Source organism: Mesorhizobium maamorense, assembly GCF_044998965.1.
In the GTDB taxonomy this organism is placed as follows: Bacteria; Pseudomonadota; Alphaproteobacteria; order Rhizobiales; family Rhizobiaceae; genus Mesorhizobium.
Window position 1 is genome coordinate 239,595 of record NZ_CP173356.1, and the last position, 20,208, is coordinate 259,802.

Genomic DNA, 20,208 nt, shown 5'->3' on the forward strand with positions numbered 1-20,208 from the left:
GGCTGGAACTGGTGATGGGGCAGATCAAGGCGATCGAAGGTGAACGCGATGCGCTCATCGCGGCGCAGAGCACCGAGAAGGCGAAGCCATCGCCGGTCACGCGGTGTTACTGGAGATCAAGGGCTCGGCGCGGAATTTGCCAATATCCTCTGGGCCGAAGGGTTGTTCCGGCATTTTGATAACCGTCGTCAGGTCGCCGACTATACCACGCTGGCGCCTACGCCTTGGCAGAGCGGCTCGATCAACCGAGAACAAGATGTGTCGAAGGCTGACAGTCCAAGATTGCGCACCACGCTCATTGAACTGTCCTGGCTATGGTGCCAACACCGGCATTGGCAAAATGGTACAAGGCGCGCGTCGAGCGTAATGGTGATGCGCCGATGATCGGCTGTCGAGCCGGTGATCGGCTATATCAAGAGCGACATAAAATGGGTCGCAATTACCTCGCCCATACGCAGGGAGACGCGATCAACGCCATCCTGGCGGCCGCCGGCTACAACATCTCCCTCCTTCTCACTTGGCTGAAGCAATTTTCATGGCTCTCGCCGCTGCACTTCACATCCGGCCGAGCCAGCTTACGCCTTAGGACCCGGATTGTTCACGGTCGGCTAGCACCGAGGCCGTTGGCTGTCGCAATAGCTCTCACCAATCCCGTAGCAACGCCGGACAGGCTGGGCGGCATTGCGGACAAACTCTTGAGCACGGAAGGTATGGCCGAAGCAAAGCACCACTCTTCCCCATTATCGAGCCGTCGCTCCCATGAAATAGCGAACGAGCGCCTCGATCTCGTCGTCAGTGGGTCGCCGATCCCGTTCGTTGCCTTTACCCACGAGACCGAGACGGAAGAGGGCAACGCGGCCAAGTTCCACCGGCTCCGCCGAATACGGCAGCCCGTGCACAGCCGCACCATGCACAAGCAATGTACGGATGTATCCGATGTCTATTCCAACGGTAACCGGCCCAGCGTCGTCCTCGGCTCGTTCCTTGCCAAACTTGATGACCTGCTCGCGATTGAGGTCCGCTATGTTTAGCTTCCCGAGCCTTGCTCTTAGCAAATCGAGGCTGAACCCCTTTGGAACGACCGATTTCCTTGCCAACTTCCACCATATCCGCGATATGCAGGTCGATGAGGTCGGAAACCGTCTTGATCCCGTCCATATGCTTAGGGGCGGGCTTCTGGCCCAAGTCGATCTCTCGCTCAATTCGACGCGCCCACATTTCAGCGTCCTTGCGAGCGAGAAGCTGTTGCTGAGGTAGTGGCCCTTGCAGCGGACCTGGACACGCCACTTGCCGGAAGCCAATTTATTGATGGATGCCATGCTGGTCTCATCTTCGTGCACGCTGTGTGCACAGTGCGCGGTACAAAACGCGAAAACCGAGGGATATTGTGGCGTACAAACGGCGAACGTGTGCACGTTCTAACACCCTGAAAATACGAGAAAAAATGTGAAATATCAAGCACATAGTTTTTCCGTGGAGCCCATGAATGACCAGGTCAGCCAGGGCACCGATGTCCGAGGCTTTGATGCGAATCGGAAGCTAAGGAGAATCGTTTTGCCGGAACCGAGGCTCGCGTCATAACAATTGAAGCTCGGGCATAACACATCGAGCCTAACAAGAACCTCCGTTTGAGTGAAGTATGGATCTGAGAATATCCCATCGGCTGTACACATAGCATAGGTTGCCGGCCGAACGGGATCAGGCTTGAAGGGAGGAGAGAATGAACGTTTTGCCACTCAGTCGCCGTGCGCTCATGAAGGCGATGCTGGTGGGGTCGGCTGCACCTTTGGTCATGCACTCAAGGGCGCTCGCCTCCTCATGTGACGATCATGTCGTGCGCCTCGGTGGAATCGTTGCCCCCGACACGATGAACCCCTTTGCCACTTGGAGTTCGTACTGGCCGCTGGTCTTCACCTATGACTACTTGGTTTGCGTGGACGCGCAACGCCACTCCGATCGAAAGGGCTTTGCCAAGGAATGGTCGGTTGCCGACGACGGGCTCACCTGGACCTTCAACATCTGGCCCGGCATGAAGTGGTCGGACGGCCAGCCCGCCACGGCCAGGGACGCCGTGTTCAACTATAATTACCTTCGCGGCTCCATCGGCAAGCCCGACGAGCTGAACATCGGCTACAATAACACTAGCGGTTTGGAGTTCGTCGAATCCATCACGGCCCTCGATGACGAGACCTTGCAGATCGTGACCAAGGTCCCCACTCGCTGGCCGATTGACAATTACATTCACATTGTTCCCGAACACATCTGGAAGAACGTTAGCTATGCCGATGCGCGCAGCACCTTCCACAACGATCCGCCGCTGGTGGGTACGGGGCCGATGATCGTTTCGGAGTTTCAGCAGGGCCAATTTGCGCGCTTCACGCCGAACGAGTACTTCCGCGCTGGGCGGCCGGCGACGGCCGGCATGATTTTCCACTTCTTTAACACGGCCGATCCTATTGCCCAGGCTCTGAAGAGCGGCGGCCTCGATTATGGCATGAACCTGACGGCCGCCCAGTGGGCGGATCTCTCGAAGGAACCCAACATCACGGTTGGCCAGCAGCGTATCGAGCAGCGGGATTACCTGGCCTTCAACACTCTCGCCGGGAAGGGGGCGGGCAGCACCAAGGCCCTGCAGGATTCAGCATTTCGCGATGCGATCGGCTATGCGATCAACCAGAAGGCCATCGTCGATCGAGCTATGCGCGGACTCGCCGACCCTGGCGTCGGGCTGGTCCCGCCGGTGGTAACTGACTATTACTCGGACCTGAGCGACATCAGGCGCCACTTCGATCTCGCCGAGGCCGGCCGCCGGCTCGATGCCGCCGGTTATCGGGATGCGAACGGCGACGGCGTCCGGGAGGACAAGGAAGGAAACAGCTTCCAACTCGAGCTGATCACCGGAACATTTTCGAGTATGCTCGAGATACCGATCGCGGCCCTGCAGCTCATCGCTGGCTGGCTCGGACAAGTCGGCATTCCTGTATCGGTGACACGACTGGATGCCGGTGCGCTCGGCGCCCGCACGGCAGCGCCGGAGAAGGGCGGCGGAGGGTGGGATCTGCTGGTTGCCTCAAACTGGCCGTCTCCCAACCCCGGCCTGCTCGGCATGGGCGGCAGTGCGCGGAACTACTCGTATTGGAAGAACGACAAATTCGAGAAGCTCCTGTCCGAAATCGACGTTACCGTCGACCTCAAAAAGAGCCGGGAGCTGGTCGATCAAGCGGTGCGCCTTATCTACACAGAAGCGCCATACATCATGCTGTCTTACCCCCTCGCGCTCGACGCCCGTCGCAAGGATTGCTTCGAAGGCTGGGGGGCGCAAGACATTACGTCAATGTGGAGCTACTTTCCATTCGATCGCTTGAAGCCGGTCTGAAAGGATCCCGATGGAAAGCGAGACCAAATGAGCCGGCGCTTCGGGCGAATCCTCCTCAGGGCGGTCGTCACGCTTCTAATGGTGACTGGCCTGAACTTCATCCTGTTCAGGGTCATTCCGGGTGATCCTGCATCACTTCTGCTTAGCGGAGCACGTATCAGCGTGACCGCTGAGCAAATCGAGGCGCAGCGCGAGAGCTGGGGCCTTGATCGGCCGTTATTCCCGGATCAGGTTCTCGACTACCTATCGACAACACTCCGGGGTGATTTGGGGTATAGTTTCAAGTTTAGGGGCAGGCGCGTCGCTGACCTGATCGTGGAGCGGCTTCCATCCACTATTGCTTTGGTCGGCCTGGCACAGCTTGTCGCGATAATCTTTGGGGTCATGCTTGGCATGTACGCGGGCTGGCGTCGTGGAAGAGCCGTCGATAATATCATTATGGGTGCCTCTTTAGCGCTCTATTCCACACCATCGTTTTGGCTTGGCATGATCCTGATGGCGATCTTCAGCACAGGATTAGGGTTGCTGCCCGGCTACGGCGCATATTCGCCGACTGCGGGGGACACCGCTCCCTTCGCTTGGTTGATGGACCGCGCCCGCCATCTCGTGCTCCCGGTGACTGCGATAGCGCTTGGCCTGATCGGACAATACGTCGTGGTCTCCCGTGCTGCAATGAGCGACGTCATCACGGAAGACTACATGGTGACAGCGCGAGCCAAGGGGCTAACTGGGCGACAGATGCTCATGCAACATGCCTTTCGTAATGCAATGCTCCCGGTCGTGACCTTGGTTGCCCTCAATCTCGGCTACGTGGTGGCGGGTGCCATTACCGTCGAGGCCATCTTCGCCTGGCCGGGGATCGGCGGTTTGACGGTACAGGCGCTCAACGCCCGGGATTATCCAGTCCTTCAAGGAGTATTTCTGTTGCTCGGTGCCTCGATTGTCGTCGCCAACCTGGTAGCTGATATTGCTTACGGAATTCTTGACCCGAGGGTCCGTCAATGAGTAATGTTCAATATTCTCCGCGTGGCTGGGCGCGTGCTATCAAAACCTTTCTAGGCCAGTTTCTTGGCTATGGCGGGGCTCAGCTTGGCCTGTTGTGTCTGGTATTGTTTCTTGTTATGGCAGCGATGCCCAATGTCCTGGTGGGGCCGCTTCAGACCGCGATCAATGCAACCGGTGATTTCCTCGCGCCACCCTCAGGCCAGCATCTGCTAGGGACCGATGAGGTGGGGCGCGACGTCCTCAATCTGGTCGTCCACGGCGCCCGGATCTCGCTCATAATCGCGCTACTGGCGACCGTGATCAGCCTCATCGTCGGCACCACGGTCGGAATGACCGCGGGCTATTTTGGTGGCTGGGCGGACGTCTGGCTGATGCGCTTAACGGACTTCTTTTTTGTCATGCCGTCCTTCGTGCTGGCGCTGGTCATCACCCCCGTAGTTCTCGAGGTGATGGGGCGGGGCAGAGAAATCCTCGGCTTCCGGCCTTCTCTTTTTGTGATCCTTGTCGTTATCGGGATGACAAGCTGGGCGTTTGTCGCGCGTATCGTTCGCAGTCAGACACTCTCGCTTAAGGAGCGAACATTTGTTGATCGTGCGCGTGTTGTGGGCAGCAGTGATTTCAGCATTATGGTGCGGCACATCCTGCCCAATCTCGTGCCGCAAATCGCAGCGAATGGTGCCCTGGTCGTCGCCGGCGCAATCTATATCGAAACGTCGCTCTCGTTCCTCGGGCTTGGCGATCCGTTGCAGCCTTCATGGGGCACTTTGCTTTCGCTCGCTCAACGCGCCGGGGCGGCCAGTGCTGGAGCGTGGTGGTATCTCGGTGCCCCCGGAGTGTGCGTCCTCACGGTTTCGCTTAGCTTCGTCCTGATTGGCAATGCACTCGACGACACGTTCAATCCACGGCGGCGGGTGATACCATGATAGACTCCTCTCAAGGCAGAGCATCGCTTTTGGAGGTTGACGGGCTCACTGTCGACTACGGGCTAAAGGGCGTTTCATCGCGTGCGATCGACAGAGTAAGCTTCGCGCTCCGGGGCGGAGAGGCCGTTGGCCTCGTCGGAGAATCGGGCAGCGGGAAGACCACGACTGCAATGGCGATTGCGGGTCTGCTGTCGCCCAACGCGCGGGTCAGCAGCGGCGAGGTCCGCTATCGCGGTAACCGACTGCCGATCGACAATGATGCGGCTATGCGGCCACATCGCTGGAGCGAAACCTCCGTAGTCTTTCAGGGCGCGATGAATGCGCTTAATCCTGTGCAACGCATCATCAAGCAGATCGCCGAGCCGTGTATGCTGAAGCTCGGCATGTCGCGTGGCGAGGCGACCGCGCGGGCAAAGGAGCTGCTCGAACTCGTCGGCATTCCGGCGGATCGCGGCGGCGCCTATCCTCACGAATTGTCAGGCGGAATGCGACAAAGGGTTATGATCGCAATGGCGCTAGCGTGTCGCCCCTCACTCATCATCGGCGATGAGCCCACGACGGCGCTGGACGTTATCACACAGGCTCAGATCCTTAAGCTGCTGGGTGAGTTGCGATCGCAGCTTAACCTTGCCCTTATTTTGATCACCCACGATCTTTCCGTTGTTGCCGAGACTTGTGATCGCGTGATGATCATGTACGCTGGCCGGATCGTCGAGGATGGCACTGTCGCCGAGATCTTCGCCCAGCCTAAACATCCCTACACCCGCCTGCTGATCGAATCGATTCCGAACCCAGCGAACGGTAAAAAGATGATCCGGCCAATACCCGGTGATCCTCCCAACTTGGTGAATCGACCCTCGGGCTGCGCTTTCCATCCGCGTTGCCCGTCGGCCATGGAGATTTGTGCGACCGAGGTCCCCAGCCTCGATAAGTTCGGGCGGGGACGCGTTGCTTGTCACCTCCACCGGTCCTCTCAAGAAGACAAGGTCGCAGCTCATGCTTGACACCGCCGACTTCCTGTGTCTGGAGAGCCTGCAGGTCCATTTTCCTATCCAGGGCGGGCTGTTCGACCGTGTCCTGGGCCGACCTGCCGGCGCCGTGCGCGCGGTAGACGGGATCGACCTCAACGTCCGACGGGGTGAGATCGTCGCGCTGGTCGGGGAATCGGGGAGCGGCAAAACCACTGTGGGCCGCGTCATTGCCAAGCTTACCCAGCCGACCGGCGGGAGAATGCTGTTCGAACGCCGCGATATGACGTCAGTTCAAGGGACCTCAGCCCTGCGTCCTTACCGGCATCGCGTGCAGATGATCTTCCAAGACGCTTATCAGGCCCTCAATCCGCGACACACTGTGTTCGATATTGTGGCGGAGCCGCTACGTTCACTGCGGCTGGTCAAGAACGGCACCCAACTCGCCGAGCGGGTGAGCGAAGCGCTTGCGGCGGCCGGGCTCAATCCTCCCGGTGATTTCTTCGCCCGCTTCCCACACGAACTGTCTGGCGGACAGCGCCAGCGGGCTGTGATTGCCGGAGCGCTCGCCGTGAGGCCGGAGCTCATCGTTGCTGACGAACCTGTGTCGATGCTCGATGTCTCGATCCGCGCTCAGATTCTGCAGGTCCTGGTCGACCTGCGCGACGAGCACAATGTGGCGCTGCTGTTCATTACCCACGATCTGCCGCTCGCCTGGTTGATCGCCGACCGGATCGCAGTCTTATACCTTGGACGATTGGTCGAGATCGGCACCGCTGACGAGATCACATTCAACCCTCGCCATCCGTATACCGTCGCCTTGCTTGACGCGACCCCGCAGATTAGGGGCAACGCAGGTCGCGCCGAACTGCCGGCCCTGCAGGGCGAGGTTCCAAGCCTCGCACGGGTGCCGAAGGGCTGTCCGTTCCATCCGCGTTGCCCGCTGGCCTTCGACCGTTGCCGGGAAGAAGAGCCGCCAGCCATCGAAGTCGGGCCACAGCAAATGTGCGCGTGCTGGCTGGCTAAATGAGGTCGAACTAGCTAGAATTTCTTGGTGATGCTGCCTACCTTCCGCAATAACGCCATTGAATCGCTCAAGGCCACCGCTGTCGTGTCAAGATCTCGCTCGCTGGCCTCACCTTCAACGCGCAGGATGTGCGGGCGCAAACTGGCCACCGGTGGTGCCGTTCACCACCATCCTGATCACTAGAACTACTTTGGCAGAATTTTTAGCGAGCGCCCATGTCGCAATACGTTGGGTGGGCCAATCTGCAACCAGGACACGGACAGCCGCGAAGCGCGCCGAGAGGGGGCCTTTGGTGCCACGCCGCCAACTGACCGTTCGCCATTGGGCTTTTTCCAGCATCGCCGGCGGCCGCGTCCGGCAACGAGGAAGATCATCGCCACATCGGCGGCATAGCCCTTCTGCTTGAACGGGATGCCGACGATCAGGCCGCGCTCGGTGAGCGCCTGCCGGAAGGGGGCGCTTAAGCCGTGACCGGCACTTCGCCAGCGGCTAGCGTCAGCGACGCCAGCATCTGGCAGTTGGCGTCCTTGCCAAGCGACGAGGCATATTGCGGCGCGATGCCGACCGAGCGGCGCCCCTTCTTGGGCAGCGCGTTGTCCACGATCAGCCATGCACCGTCCTCGCCAACTTGCTGTCGGCCTCCGCGAGCAACACCTTCTCCAGCGGCGCAGTATCCACACGCCCTCGCGATCAAGTGGTGCAGCTGGTCATATTTGACGCCCTCGTCGCGCGCCGCCACCGCTCTTGCGATGCCCAAGGTCAATCATCAGCCCAGCAATATAGGCCGGACACATGTCCGCGTGCTGGCCAAGTGAAGGCTGACCGGTTTTTTTGCCTTTTTAGATGAGGTATTCGGCTTTGCCCCACGTCTTGAACGATGTTTGAGGTGCTGCGCTTCGAGCTGATGATAAAACGTGGTCTGCGTGAACAGCCACAACCATCAGGAAAGGAAGCGCAGCATGAAGCATTATGCCGGGCTGGACGTCTCCGTGAAAGAGACGACCGTTTGCATCGTGGATGAAGGAGGTCGCATTTGCCGAGAGATGAAGGTTGCGAGGCATCCGGACGATCTTGTTGAGGCGTTGAAGAACCCGACCTGGAATTTGGCCCGGATCGGGCTTGAAGCTGGTCCCTTATCACAATGGTTGTTCAGTGGTCTGGCGGGAGCCGGACTACCTGCAATTGATGCGGGTTAATTTGTTCCGGCCGGTGCACGTCAAGACGCTGATGAGCCAGAAACTTCGGGGCGCTGTTGATAGCCCGCAAGTTGCTCCAGGAAAAGGCCATCGCAATTGAGAACGACATTCGAGCCTGTTGCGTAACTTCGGTCTCAAGGTTGGCATTGTCGGCGCTGCCAAATTTGCGGATCGCATCCAGGACCTTTCCAACGATATTCCGGAGCTACGTGACATCATGGAGGTGTTGCTCGCCGCCCGGCAGAAACTTCGCGGAGCAGTTCACGGTATTGCATGAAAGGCTGTTATCGATCGTGAAGGCTGACACGGTTTGCAGGCGGTTGATGACCGTCCCTGGTGTCGGCCCTGTCATTGCGCTGGCTTCCCAGACTACGGTCGACATTCCTGCCCGCTTCAAGAATTCTAAGGCCGTGGGGCCAGCTCTCGGGTTGACGCCGCGCTTGCATCAATCAGGCGAGGACAATCGCGTCGGACGTGTTTCCCTGTGCGGTGAAGCCATGATGCGAACGCTACTTTATGAAACCGCGCAAGTCTTGCTGACGGTGGTGAAAAAGTGGTCATGGCTGAAAGCTTGGGCGATGAACGTCGCTAAGCGCCGGGGCCGACAAAGAGCGACCGTTGCCCTTGCTCGCAGATTAGCTGTCATCATTCACAGAATATGGTCCGATGGCGGTGAGTTCCGCTGGGCGCGAGAGGAAGCGACGGCGTTGATATAGCCGGGTCCACCAAACGAAAGGGAGAACATCCGATAACGAGATCCGCCAGGGGCGGATGAATGTCCTTCGCGGGACGGAGGATGAAGAGAGAATATGCCGGGACTCGTTTCCACCGCCGCAACATGGTGACAGCGCTGTTTAGATTGTCCCCTTCACTCCTACTGATCCCATGCTGGGAGGCCAACGCGCCGATCCCGAAGAGAACCAAGGCCTCGCGAAGACATCAAATGCCCGTGCTAGAGGAAGCTTGAAAGCGATTGATTTCAACACGCCGAATAGAGAAGTCCCGACATTTGCTGAACGGATTAAGCTTGAAGCGCTCGGGCTGGGAAGCCCATGCCTTGCAGATGAACTCGTAGGGCGTGAGGCCGTTGAGAGTCTTGAGCCTGCGGCCGAAGTTGAAGGCCGCAACGAAGTCGGCAAGATGCCGACGCAGTTGGTCGTGATCGTCGTAATGAAAGCGCTTGACGGTTGCGTCCTTGATGGTCCGGTTCATTCTCTCGACCTGACCGTTATCCGGTATGTGATCGGTGGTGCCTTTTCGTCCTGCTGTTCTTGTTTTGGAACGGCCTTATGGTGAGCCCATCCGGGACGTGGGGCACCGGGAGCACGAAAGTGCGGGCAGGCCGTCTTTAGACCGTGGGCTGAGAGCCCGAGCTAGTTACATGGCCGCCCCTCGCGACTTTCCCGGATGCGCTGCGAGCGCGGATCAGTAAGTGTCGTGTTGCCCGTCAGCTCCCGTCTTTCACCGAGCCAGGAAGGAGGGAATACGCATGCGTATCATCGGACTGGATATCCATCGCGCCTTCGCCGAGGCGGTGGCATGGGAGGACGGCAAGCTCAGGCGGCTGGGTCGTGTCGACATGCGGCGCGATCTGCTGGACGCCTTCGCCGCGAAGCTGTCGCCGAGCGATATCGTCGTGATCGAGGCCACTGGCAACGCGTCCTCGGCCGCCGCAGTTGTCGCGCCGCACGTGAAGAAAGTGGTGATCGCAAACCCGAAGCAGGTGCGCATCATTGCCTATGCCAAGATCAAGACGGACACGATTGATGCCGGCGTTCTGGCGCAGCTCTATGCCAGCGGCTTCCTGCCGGAAGTCTGGATTCCGGACGAACCTACACAGGCACTGCGCCGGCAGGTGACGCGGCGCAATCAGATCGTTCGGCAAAGATCGCGCTTGAAGAATGTTATCCAGTCGATCCTTCATAGCCACCTCATCCCGTCCTGCCCGCATGCCGATCTGTGCGGCGCCAAGGGCCGGTCGTGGTTGAGCGAACAGGTCGTGCCGGAAGACGAGCGCCTCGCGATCGATCGGCATCTGCGCGAGTTCGACCGATTGGGCGACGACCTCCAGATCATCGAGCGCGATCTTGCCCGCTCGACCCTTGGAGATGAAGGCGTGAAGCGTCTGATGACCATTCCCGGCGTCGACATGACCGTCGCGCTTGCAATGAAGGCAGCGATCGGCGACGTGTCGCGCTTCGAGGAGCCGCAGAAGCTTGTGAGCTATCTTGGCCTGAACCCGAGTGTCCGGCAATCAGGGCCAGGGCCTGCCTACCACGGACGGATCACCAAGCAGGGACGCGGACATGCCCGCGGTATGCTCGTCGAAGCTGCCTGGGCAGCGGCACGCGCACCCGGACCGCTGCGGGCTTTCTTTCTACGAGTACGTGCCAGGCGCGGGCAGCATGTCGCGGCCGTCGCGACCGCACGCAAGCTCGCTGTCGTGATCTGGCATCTGTTGACGAAGGGGAGAGCTACGCCTGGGCTCGGCCTTCCCTGCATGCCAAGAAGCTGCGCGATGTGGAACTCAAGGCCGGGAGCAAGGCTGTGTGCGGCCAAAAAGGGGCCGCGCACGCCTACAATATCAAGAGTCACCGGGACGAGGAGAGGCGCTGGGTGGAACAGGCCGAAACCGCCTATGCCCGCTTTGTCTTCGGCTGGAACCCACGAGGTCCGAAGAGGGTGCGCACGGGCGCCGCAAATGAGAAGCGACTGTAGAGGCTGCGCGGCAGGGCTCTCACCTCGGACCCTGCTCTTCGCCACGCGGTCACCCATGCGCAACAGGAGAATATCGCAAATCCGATCAAAAAGCTCTTGTCGATCACATCAGACCACGGATGTCTTGCCTTGGTCGTCCGGTGCTCGATGTCGTTCGTGGTGCAGGCGTATTCGAAAGCATGGGCCCAGAAGCGTTCGCCGTTTGCGATGGCCTCCTTGATCAATGGCACGGCAGAACCACCGGCGCCGGCGTCGTGAACTGGATACCGTAGCACCTACGGAATGAAGGAGCGGCGGCAGCTGAGACAGCGGTGCGCGCAGCTTTTCGCTGCAGGCGCGCACCGCTGGAGGCGGCCATGGCCGGTCAAGTTTCTCTAGAATGTGAATGTTCACAACCCATTCCGGAGAGACCGATCATGACCACTTCAGATTCTACACCCGCCGCCGCGGTGCTGGTAGCGATCGATATCGCCAAGGTTCGCAATGAGGTCCTAATTGAAGACCCTAGCCATAAACGCCGGCATGCAGTGCCGAGCGCGTGAGGTGTGGGATCGTCGGTTGTAAGGCATAGAGGCAGTCGTCGAGCGGCAGCAGCGTATAGCGCCGGAAAGCGACAATGACCGCCTCCTCCTCAATCGAGAGCACCGTCGATCTCGGTTCCTTCGGACCAGTTGGCAGATCGGCAACCGAAGCGCGCCTCTTCGATTCGCGACTGTCTTCTGATTGATGCCGTAGCGCTTGGCCAGCGTCCTCAGGCTCTCCTTGAGGGGGTGGACGGCGCCCGCAACGGCATCATCCTCGCGAGAGGCGTGCCAAGATGACTGCTGTCGAGCACCCATCTGAAGGAGCACCGTCCATGGGCACTACCACCGACCTCAGCACTGTCGCTACCGTTGGCCTCGATCTGGCTAAGCACGTCTTCCAAGTTCACGCAGTCGATGTCGCCGGCCACATCGTCACGAACCGGGCCCTTCGGCGCAAGGATGTTCTGGCATTCTTCGAATCCCTACCATGCTGCCTCATTGGCTTGGAAGCATGCGGTTCGGCCCACCACTGGGCTCGGGAGCTGACGAAGTTCGGCCATGATGTGAGGTTGATGGCGCCAGCATATGTGAAGGCTTACGTTCGCCGCCAGAAGAACGACGCTGCCGATGCAGCAGCCATCTGCGAGGCGGTGACGCGGCCTTCCATGCGCTTTGTGCCGGTGCGATCGGTCGAGAACCAGGCGGCGCTCATGCGTCACAAGGTACGCGAACTTCTGGTGGCCCAACGCACCCAACTGCTCAACGCGCTGCGCAGCCATCTAGCCGAAATCGGGATCATCGCCGCCCAAGGACCTAGCAATGCCCGCGCGTTGGCGGTTCTCATCGTGGAAGGCAACGACATGATCCCAGCGATCGTGCGTTCGGCGCTGTTGCCGCTGGTGCGGCGGCTGAATGAACTCGATCATGAGATCGGGAAAAGCGATCAGGCTATTCTGGCTCTCGCAAAAACCGATGCGACAGCCCGCCGTCTGATGACAGTTCCTGGCATCGGTCCCGTCACTGCGTCTGCCCTTGTGGCGAGTGTCCAGGATATCTCCGCCTTCTCGGGTCCGCGCGAATTCGCCGCCTTTTTAGGGCTCACGCCAAGGCAGAACTCCTCCGGCGGAAAGGAACGGCTGGGGCGCGTCTCCAAGATGGGAAACCGATATCTACGCAAGCTGCTCGTGGTCGGCGCGCACGCCGTCCTCTTCCATCGCAGACGCAGCAGTGATGCTTTGAGAAGCTGGGCAGATCGCCTCTTGGAGGCCAAACCCTTTAAGCTTGTCGCCGTGGCAACGGCCAACAAGCTCGCCCGTATCGTCTTCGCAATCATGCGCGACGTGACACACTATGCCGGCACACCCGCGTAACCACAGCACCGGCTAGGCCGGGACCGGAATCGAGGGTGACGATGACGTGATGGGAACAGACGAGAATAGATCCTGAAAGCCTGCAGCATAGTCGGAGCTTCGAGCTCGCTCTCTTGATCAGGCCAAAGGCTCAGCGGATACCATCAGGGCCAGCGATCACAAGACCGCAACAACAGGCCGGAGACATGACCGCACCCGCGACTATCCCATCCCCAAAAACAACCCTTGATCAGCGGGCGCCGTCCAGACATGACTATGCTGTATCGCTCGACGGATCGCCTCTGTCGTTGTGGCGCTCCCATGCAGAACCTGGCCCATAGCGCATCCTTTGATTCGGACGACAATGATGAACCATCAAAACCTGGGATCAAACATCTAACAGGCCGCCCCAAGGCGGCACGCTAAGTTGCCAAAATGAACTGCTGAACATCAAAGGCAGCTACACTACGCTTTCGTGTTCATGTGTGTCCAATTGAAGACGTCCATGTGCGAAACCCGACGCACCGAGGCACAAGTATTTTCGCCGGCGCCGCGCCAAAGACATGGAGTTTCCCCCTTGTTCGCACAACCCCTTGGGTGGCACGCCGATTGCTTGGTAGTCCGTGTAAGCGCGCAGGGTCCAGACGAGCTGTTCCCCTCAAGCAGAGCGAACGAACGTGACAGCAGGCGAACATCCAAGGAGTAGCTCATGCGGGTAGCAGTCGTGAAGAACAGTGATTTAACGGGCGTGATCAATCGGTTCGGTCACTCATATCCTCAGCCGCCGCAGCCTTGGCCACAGGCAGTCAACGAGACAGCCGAGGGCGTGGCGGCCGCCCTGCAAGAGGGTGGTCACGAGACGCTGCTGTGCGAAGGCGACAAAGGATTGCTCACCACGCTCGAGCGGTTCATGCCACCCGATCCGCTGGCCGGCCCTTCAGGAATCGTCTTCAACATGGCGCTTGGCATTCAGGGCGAGTGCCCTACCACCCACGTTCCGGCCATGCTCGAGATGGCCGGCGTTCCGTACACCGGATCGAGCCCACTCGGGCATGGGCTGGGAGATGATAAGGTCATAACCAAGAGGCTCATCCGCGATTGCGGCGTGCCGACGCCGAACTTTCGCGTGATGCGTCGCGGCACCGAAAGTACCGGCGACCTCCGATTCCCGGTGGTAGTGAAGCCGCGTCACGTCGACGACAGCCTCGGATTGCAGCTGGTACATGAACCAGCTCAGTTGAGGCATGCCGTCGAAGTGATCGTCACCCAGTATGCACAGGATGCGCTCGTGGAAGAATACATCGAGGGGCGAGAAATCGGAGTCCCGTTGCTTGGAAATGGAGAGCCTGAGGTGTTGCCTCTGCTCGAGTACGACTTCGGCGGCCGCGAAACGCGTCTTTTGACTTGGGAGGCGAAGTACTTGCCGAGCGCAGGGCTACCGCGGATTTGCCCGGCGCAAATCGGGAGCACCCTTGCGACTTTGCTGCGGGACATTTCGGTTGCGACCTTCCGTGCCTGCCGATGCCGGGACTATGCCCGCGTCGACCTCCGGATCGACCGCGCAGGCCAGCCCTTTGTCCTGGAGATCAATCCGATGCCGGGGCTCCGTATGGGCTCCTCTTATGCCTTTGCCGCAGCCACCGCCGGGCACAGCTACTCGAGCTTGATCAATCGCATCCTCGATGTCACCCACACCCGGTACTTCGGAATCGGCATCCCCAAGGCTGAGGATTCAGTCACCAGAGCCAAAAGATGACGGCAACTGCGATGCAGAGTTTGCGAAGAAGGTGCAGGTACATCGATCGCAGAAGGTGGCGATGGTAAAGACTTCCGGGCCGACACGGATGCCGAGGTGACCGTTGCAGAGATGACAAGAGGATCTTCAGATCCGATCTTTTCTCGAAGCTTGACTGGGTAACTGAGTCTTTGTCCGTCAAGTGTCGCATTGCCGCAAGCCGCGGCTCTGAATTCTTGGTTGCGATATAGAGATCCAGGGCCACAGCTGAAACTACATCTTGGTCCGACATGAAAGAAAACTCGTCCTTTAGCTCCCAGGGCTAGAAATCAGGGTAAAAGGTCGAGAGAATGAGGTCGGAGTAGACATTGCCCCGAATGATGGAGATCGAAGACTTTGCCTTTTGGAGTGCCAAGGTCCGCCGCGTTCAAGTGACTGGCTCTTAAGTTCCGGCTCACTTCGCTAGGGCAGCCGAGTCGGCGGTCGCGCATAACGACAAGTGGCCGCTCATAATAGCTGTTCCTTTCCTGGAGCTGCTCAGCCTTGCAATCTGGATGCTGATTTCCTTATCAGCGAAGGGGCGACACCCATGGTGGAACATCAATGAATGCGACCCGAGAGCGGATTCCCTTTACGAAACCATCTTTTCCGAAGTTTGAGTATGTGAAACGATATCGGCGCGTACTCCATGCGATGGAAGCTATGGGACTCGACGCCGTTCTGGTTGCCTCGCAGAGCCATCTTCAATACTTGACAGGCTATTCGGGAGTTTACTTCGCGCCATGTCCGTTCATCCTTTCACCAGGACGGGCGCCCACGTTTATCGTTCGGGCATTCGACGAGGAAGCCGCCAGAGCCTGTAGTCATATCGACGAAATCATTCCTTTCCTTCATCAGCATGACGCGCTTGAAATTTGTGCCGATGTTCTGCGACGCAATGCTCTGCATGACAAACGAGTCGGTTTGGAACTGGGGCGCTGGAGTCTCGCGCCAAATGACGTGGCAGTTCTTCAAGCCAAGCTGCCTGAACTGAAGATTTTTGATGCGACAGCCCTCGTCACAAGAGTCGCAGCGGTAAAAAGCGAGCTGGAAGTCGAAGCGTTAAGGGCGGCAGCCGCCACGACGGACTTGGCTATAGCCGCATTTCATGGGTCAATCCGGGAAGATGTCACCGAGGTCGAGGTGGCTGCAGCGATCAGAAGCGCAGTTGCAGCTGCTGGTGGGGAGTTGAGCTGGTCTATCAACTTGCTGTTTGGGGATCGTCTGCGGCTGCCACATGGAATGCCGGCGAGAAATCCCCTCGGGATGAATGAAGCGGCATTCACCGAACTCAGTGGGACCAAGCACGCCTATCATTCGCCGTTGTGTCGATCCGCCGTCCTAGGTCGCCATCCTGGTCTCGAATCCTTGCACGCTATCGCCGAAGAAGCGTTGGAGGCGGCGCTCGATGCGATCAAGCCGGGCACAACGGCTGGGGCGGTGAATGCTGCGGCACGCAAGGTGCTCGAGCGACACGGGCGCTCGGAAGCGCTTCGCGCCAGGACCGGCTATCAAATCGGCATCCATTGGGTCGAGCGCGGCGATTTGAGCCTGGAACCAGAGGTCGAAGACATTCTGGAAACAGGCATGAGTTTTCATATTCCATTGATCCTTTTCGACGAAGTCGGACGCCAGATTGGTTGCAGTGACAGCTTTGTGTTGACTGAAAAGGGAGCCGAAATACTTAGCAAAACGCCACGCGCGTTGTTTCGAGCGTGACATGCTGACGTCAAACAGATATCGGTCGTGGCATCTGGTATTCGCGCAAACCGCCGAGCGCTCGATGCCTTTTCAATCGCGGCGAGTTAGGCGCACGCTATGCTTGACCGCTCGCCCGAGATGACATCGCTGAATGATAATGGAGCGCTGCGGAGATCAGGCGACCCCTTCATCGAATACCGAGACAGGTGCACTCATGACCAGTAAGCCTCGACCATCCCTCGGCATACTGGCCCTAGAATATGGCGGGTCGCCTATCGAATTTCCGCCCGATCCTCGACCGGGTTCGCTCTTCAACCCGGCAACCTTCGATTTTCCCCTGATTCTGGAAACGGCAGCGGGAGCGTGGGCGGACAGGGTCATCTCCGGCGATCCCTTGCTGGAATCTGCCTATGTTGCCGCCGCCCGACGATTGGTCGACCGAGGGGCCATCGCCATAGTCGGCGACTGTGGCTTCACCATCCGCTATCAGGCAGCGATTGCCGCGGCTGTCGACGTCCCGGTGGCGATGTCGAGCTTGCTCCTGGTGCCGATGCTGCTCCGTCAACTTCCACCCAAGGGCAAGCTGGCTATCCTGACCGCCGATTCGACCAACTGCAGCGAAGATCTTTTCGGGGTCGATGACCCAGCCCAGCGGGCAAGGGTGGTGATCGGCGGCGTTGAAGGCGGCGTGATGTGGCAGAACGCGACGAAGCGTCCGTACAAGAATACCTCTGTTCCAGAGATAGAGGCGGATGTCGCCACTTGTGTGACGCGTCTCCGCAACGCGCATCCAGATATTGCGGCGATCCTGTTCGAATGCACGGGGTTCCCAATGGTCACGCCGGCCATTCGCCGTCTGACGGGGCTGCCAATCTACGACACGGCAACTGTCTTCCGGATGACGTTCGAGTCCGTTGATAACGGGTGAGCCAAAACCTTCAGGAAATGATGCGCACGCGGCCTCGACTATCCCCGAGCGCAATTTCGGTCCCCGCCAAGCAGGAAGGGATGCTTGCTTTTGCGAATTTGAGCGACTCATCGGAAGCGCTGTTCTCAGGCCACGGCCATGAGCTCGAGCTTGTTGATGTAGGCCCAAGGCAACAGGTCGTCGATCCGGCTGTTCGGATGACCATCGACGATCCTGGTGAGGACGTCAGTGAGATAGCGGAGCGGTTCGCCACCATTGAGCTTGCAGGTCTCGATCAATGACGCGATGAAGGCCCAGTGCTCGGCGCCGCCGTCAGAGCCTGCGAAGAGCGCGTTCTCGCGGTTGAGCGCGATCGGACGGGTCGAGCGTTCGACGGTGTTGCTGTCGATCTCGATGCGGCCGTCGCCAAGGAAGCGCGAGAGACCTTCCCAGCGCGAGAGTGTATAGCGGACCGCCTCAGCGAGCTTTGTCTTCTGGCTGATCAGGCCGAGCTTCTCTCGCAGCCAAGGTTTGAGGTCGGCGATAACTGAAGCGCTCTTTTCCTGGCGCATGGCGAGGCGTTCGTCAGCCGATCGGCCGCGGATGGCGTCCTCGATCTTGTAGAGCTCGGCAATCCGTCTCAGCGCCTCGCTGGCAATTGGCGCGGGACCAGCTGCTGCCAGTTCATAAAAGCGTCGGCGCACGTGTGCCCAGCAGAAGGCGAGCGTGACGCCACTCTTTTCGGCCAGCACGCGATAGCCGCCGTAGCCGTCGACCTGCAAGATCCCGGTGAAGCCTGCGAGATGAGCGATCGGACGCTCGGCCTTTCGATCCGGCGCATAGACATAGGCGACGCCCGGCGGGTCGCCGCCATTCCATGGTCGGTCATCGCGGGCATAGGCCCAGAGTTGGCCTGTCTTCGTCTTGCCGCGGCCGGGATCGAGCACCGGCGCGGTGGTTTCGTCGGCAAAGAGCTTCGGCGAAGCCTTCAGCTTGCCAAGCAGCCGCTCATGTACCGGACGCAGATGCCAGGCGGCGCGGCCGACCCAGTCGGCGAGCGTGGAGCGATCGAGATTGATGCCCTGCCGGGCGTAGATCTGCGCCTGACCATAGAGCGGCAGATGATCGGCATATTTGGAGACCAGCATCTGGGCGACCGTCGCCTCGGTCGGAAGACCACCCTCGATCAGCCGGGCCGGCGCCGGAGCCTGAACCACGACGTCCTCGCAGGCGCGGCAGGCATATTTGGGCCGGCGCACGACGATTACACGCAGCTGCACTGGCACGATGTCGAGCCGCTCGCTCACGTCCTCGCCGATCCGATGCAAGCCATTGCGGCAGCATGGGCAGGCATGGTCCTCGATGTCGACGATCATTTCCACCCGCGGCAGATGGGGTGGCAACGCGCCGCGGTTCGTCCGACGCTTCCTGGCGCGCTCCAGGCGCCCTGCGGGAGATGCTTGTTCGTTCTCTTCCTCGTCGGCGGCCTCGATCTGCTCGGCCTCTTCGAGCCCCAGCAGCAACTGATCCTCGGGAAGCGTCTCAGCTCTTCGGCCGAAGCGGTGACGTTGCAATTCCTTGATGATCTGGACCAGACGGGCATTCTCGACGTCGCGTGCCAGGACCATCGCCTTCAGCGCGTCCGGATCGTCGGGAAGCTGGTCAGCAGTCATCGCCATGACCGGATCAGACCATATTCGCCGACAGCCCGCGACAGCGGAATCCAGGCTGATTCACTTCGTCGCGGGTCAGCCCGCCTGAACCGGAACGCGGGTCCGGCGCGCCTCGTGGACCCGCCGCCAGTCCAGACCTTCCAATAGCGCCGAGAGCTGCGCGGCCGTCAGCCGCATCATGCCGTCATGCACTTTCGGCCAGCGGAACTCGCCGTCCTCCAGACGCTTGGCATAGAGGCAGACTCCGGTGCCGTCCCAGAAGATCAGCTTGATCCGGTCAGTCCGCTTCGCCCGGAAGACGTAGATCGCGCCGCTGAACGGATCGGCGCCCATCGTCTCGCGCACCAGCGCCGCCAGCCCCTCCGCGCCCTTTCGGAAGTCCAGCGGCTTCGTCGCCACCATGACCTTGACCGCACCTGTCGGCCCAATCACGTCGTCGCCTTCAGCGCGCGGATCACTGCGGTCACGGTCTTCGCATCCGCACCCCGGCCAACGCGCATGGCGATGCCGTCGATCTCAAGCTCGATCACGCCGGCGTCTCGGGTGGCTTGCCGTTTCCGCTGCTTCGATGGATGCCTGGCTACAGGTTCCGGCGCCGCCACAACCGCCGGCACGAAGGCAGGAGAATCTTGCTGCGCCGAGCAACCTGTTTGCGCGCTTCGCGGCGCCAGGCGAAGACCTGCTGCGGCCTGAGGCCATACCGGCGGGCGACCTCGGAAATGATTGCGTTCGGCTCCAGCGTCTCCGCGATGATCCGCGCCTTGTCATCCATCGACCACTGCCGCCGACCGCCAGCACCGTTGATCACCTCGAAACGTCGAGGTTGCCGCTCCGGGTCAAACGTAAGGTCAAGTCCAGACACAAGCCGATCTCCGATCCCAATGCAGAACCGGCAACCTCACAGATCGCGACCACTCCCGAAAGGTGGTGCCGGAACAGCTGTCAAGGTTTGGAGCGCAGGAGACCGTCCGATCCAAGGAACGGCTGCTCATTCTGATAATCGCACATGGGTGGAGGCGGAACTGAAGGACGTCGGTGATCAAGCTCTGATGCGCGGGTTGGCTACC

The 20,208-nt window shown here is 59.9% G+C and carries 14 protein-coding genes and 6 pseudogenes; 14 read left to right on the forward strand and 6 right to left on the reverse strand.

Annotated elements, in window-relative coordinates; genetic code table 11:
* The first annotated feature begins 48 nt into the window (after window positions 1–48).
* The 8 genes and pseudogenes from ACIU1A_RS01770 to ACIU1A_RS01805 all read left to right on the forward strand — a co-directional run.
* On the forward strand, window positions 49–384 hold the full coding sequence (locus tag ACIU1A_RS01770) for a transposase (protein WP_404928079.1): 336 nt from the start codon (window positions 49–51) through the stop codon (window positions 382–384).
* Window positions 385–542 (forward strand): annotated as a pseudogene (locus tag ACIU1A_RS01775) (IS5/IS1182 family transposase); the annotation flags it as partial.
* A 1,178-nt stretch (window positions 543–1,720) separates the two neighbouring features.
* The gene (locus tag ACIU1A_RS01780; RefSeq protein WP_404926402.1) at window positions 1,721–3,376 is read left to right on the forward strand and encodes an ABC transporter substrate-binding protein; all 1,656 of its coding nucleotides are present in this window, start codon (window positions 1,721–1,723) and stop codon (window positions 3,374–3,376) included.
* Between the two features lie 27 nt (window positions 3,377–3,403).
* Window positions 3,404–4,381, forward strand: a complete 978-nt coding sequence (locus ACIU1A_RS01785) for an ABC transporter permease (RefSeq protein WP_404926403.1) — start codon at window positions 3,404–3,406, stop codon at window positions 4,379–4,381.
* Entirely contained in the window at window positions 4,378–5,304 is a 927-nt protein-coding gene (locus ACIU1A_RS01790) for an ABC transporter permease (RefSeq protein ID WP_404926404.1), read from the forward strand. Before ACIU1A_RS01785 ends, ACIU1A_RS01790 begins: the two co-directional genes overlap by 4 nt.
* Entirely contained in the window at window positions 5,301–6,308 is a 1,008-nt protein-coding gene (locus ACIU1A_RS01795; protein ID WP_404926405.1) for an ABC transporter ATP-binding protein, read from the forward strand. The genes ACIU1A_RS01790 and ACIU1A_RS01795 overlap by 4 nt, the downstream gene beginning before the upstream one ends.
* A complete protein-coding gene (locus tag ACIU1A_RS01800) occupies window positions 6,301–7,302 on the forward strand; it encodes an ABC transporter ATP-binding protein (RefSeq protein ID WP_404926406.1) in 1,002 nt (333 codons plus the stop codon). Before ACIU1A_RS01795 ends, ACIU1A_RS01800 begins: the two co-directional genes overlap by 8 nt.
* A gap of 18 nt (window positions 7,303–7,320) precedes the next feature.
* Window positions 7,321–7,495 (forward strand): annotated as a pseudogene (locus ACIU1A_RS01805) (ectoine/hydroxyectoine ABC transporter permease subunit EhuC); the annotation flags it as partial.
* Between the two features lie 264 nt (window positions 7,496–7,759).
* On the opposite strand, the gene ACIU1A_RS01810 reads toward ACIU1A_RS01805, so the two are convergent.
* Entirely contained in the window at window positions 7,760–8,056 is a 297-nt protein-coding gene (locus ACIU1A_RS01810) for a transposase (RefSeq protein WP_404926407.1), read from the reverse strand.
* A 202-nt stretch (window positions 8,057–8,258) separates the two neighbouring features.
* Between ACIU1A_RS01810 and ACIU1A_RS01815 the strand changes: the two are divergent.
* A pseudogene (locus ACIU1A_RS01815) lies at window positions 8,259–9,211 on the forward strand (IS110 family transposase).
* 223 nt (window positions 9,212–9,434) lie between these two features.
* On the opposite strand, the pseudogene ACIU1A_RS01820 reads toward ACIU1A_RS01815, so the two are convergent.
* Window positions 9,435–9,725 (reverse strand): annotated as a pseudogene (locus ACIU1A_RS01820) (integrase core domain-containing protein); the annotation flags it as partial.
* Window positions 9,726–9,999: 274 nt separating this feature from the next.
* Between ACIU1A_RS01820 and ACIU1A_RS01825 the strand changes: the two are divergent.
* Window positions 10,000–11,213, forward strand: a pseudogene (locus tag ACIU1A_RS01825) (IS110 family transposase).
* A gap of 522 nt (window positions 11,214–11,735) precedes the next feature.
* Here ACIU1A_RS01825 and ACIU1A_RS01830 read toward each other — a convergent pair.
* Window positions 11,736–12,052: pseudogene (locus ACIU1A_RS01830) on the reverse strand (IS481 family transposase); the annotation flags it as partial.
* 17 nt (window positions 12,053–12,069) lie between these two features.
* Here ACIU1A_RS01830 and ACIU1A_RS01835 point away from each other — a divergent pair.
* From ACIU1A_RS01835 to ACIU1A_RS01850, 4 genes are all read left to right on the forward strand, one after another.
* Window positions 12,070–13,107: an IS110 family transposase gene (locus ACIU1A_RS01835; RefSeq protein ID WP_404926408.1), complete on the forward strand. Its 1,038-nt coding sequence runs from the start codon at window positions 12,070–12,072 to the stop codon at window positions 13,105–13,107.
* 688 nt (window positions 13,108–13,795) lie between these two features.
* Window positions 13,796–14,842 carry an ATP-grasp domain-containing protein gene (locus tag ACIU1A_RS01840; protein ID WP_404926409.1) on the forward strand — a complete coding sequence of 349 codons (1,047 nt, stop codon included), beginning with the start codon at window positions 13,796–13,798 and terminating at the stop codon, window positions 14,840–14,842.
* A gap of 582 nt (window positions 14,843–15,424) precedes the next feature.
* Complete coding sequence (locus ACIU1A_RS01845) at window positions 15,425–16,579, forward strand: M24 family metallopeptidase (protein WP_404926410.1); 1,155 nt, start codon at window positions 15,425–15,427, stop codon at window positions 16,577–16,579.
* Window positions 16,580–16,775: 196 nt separating this feature from the next.
* On the forward strand, window positions 16,776–17,489 hold the full coding sequence (locus tag ACIU1A_RS01850; RefSeq protein ID WP_404926411.1) for a hypothetical protein: 714 nt from the start codon (window positions 16,776–16,778) through the stop codon (window positions 17,487–17,489).
* A gap of 125 nt (window positions 17,490–17,614) precedes the next feature.
* Here ACIU1A_RS01850 and tnpC read toward each other — a convergent pair whose 3' ends face one another.
* The 3 genes from tnpC to ACIU1A_RS01865 form a co-directional block, all read right to left on the reverse strand.
* Window positions 17,615–19,147 (reverse strand): IS66 family transposase, encoded by a 1,533-nt coding sequence (gene tnpC / locus ACIU1A_RS01855; RefSeq protein WP_404926412.1) that lies wholly within the window; start codon window positions 19,145–19,147, stop codon window positions 17,615–17,617.
* A 69-nt stretch (window positions 19,148–19,216) separates the two neighbouring features.
* On the reverse strand, window positions 19,217–19,573 hold the full coding sequence (gene tnpB, locus ACIU1A_RS01860; RefSeq protein ID WP_404926413.1) for an IS66 family insertion sequence element accessory protein TnpB: 357 nt from the start codon (window positions 19,571–19,573) through the stop codon (window positions 19,217–19,219).
* 148 nt (window positions 19,574–19,721) lie between these two features.
* Window positions 19,722–20,003, reverse strand: coding sequence for a transposase (locus ACIU1A_RS01865; protein ID WP_404926414.1), 282 nt, complete (start codon window positions 20,001–20,003; stop codon window positions 19,722–19,724).
* Window positions 20,004–20,208: the final 205 nt, after the last annotated feature.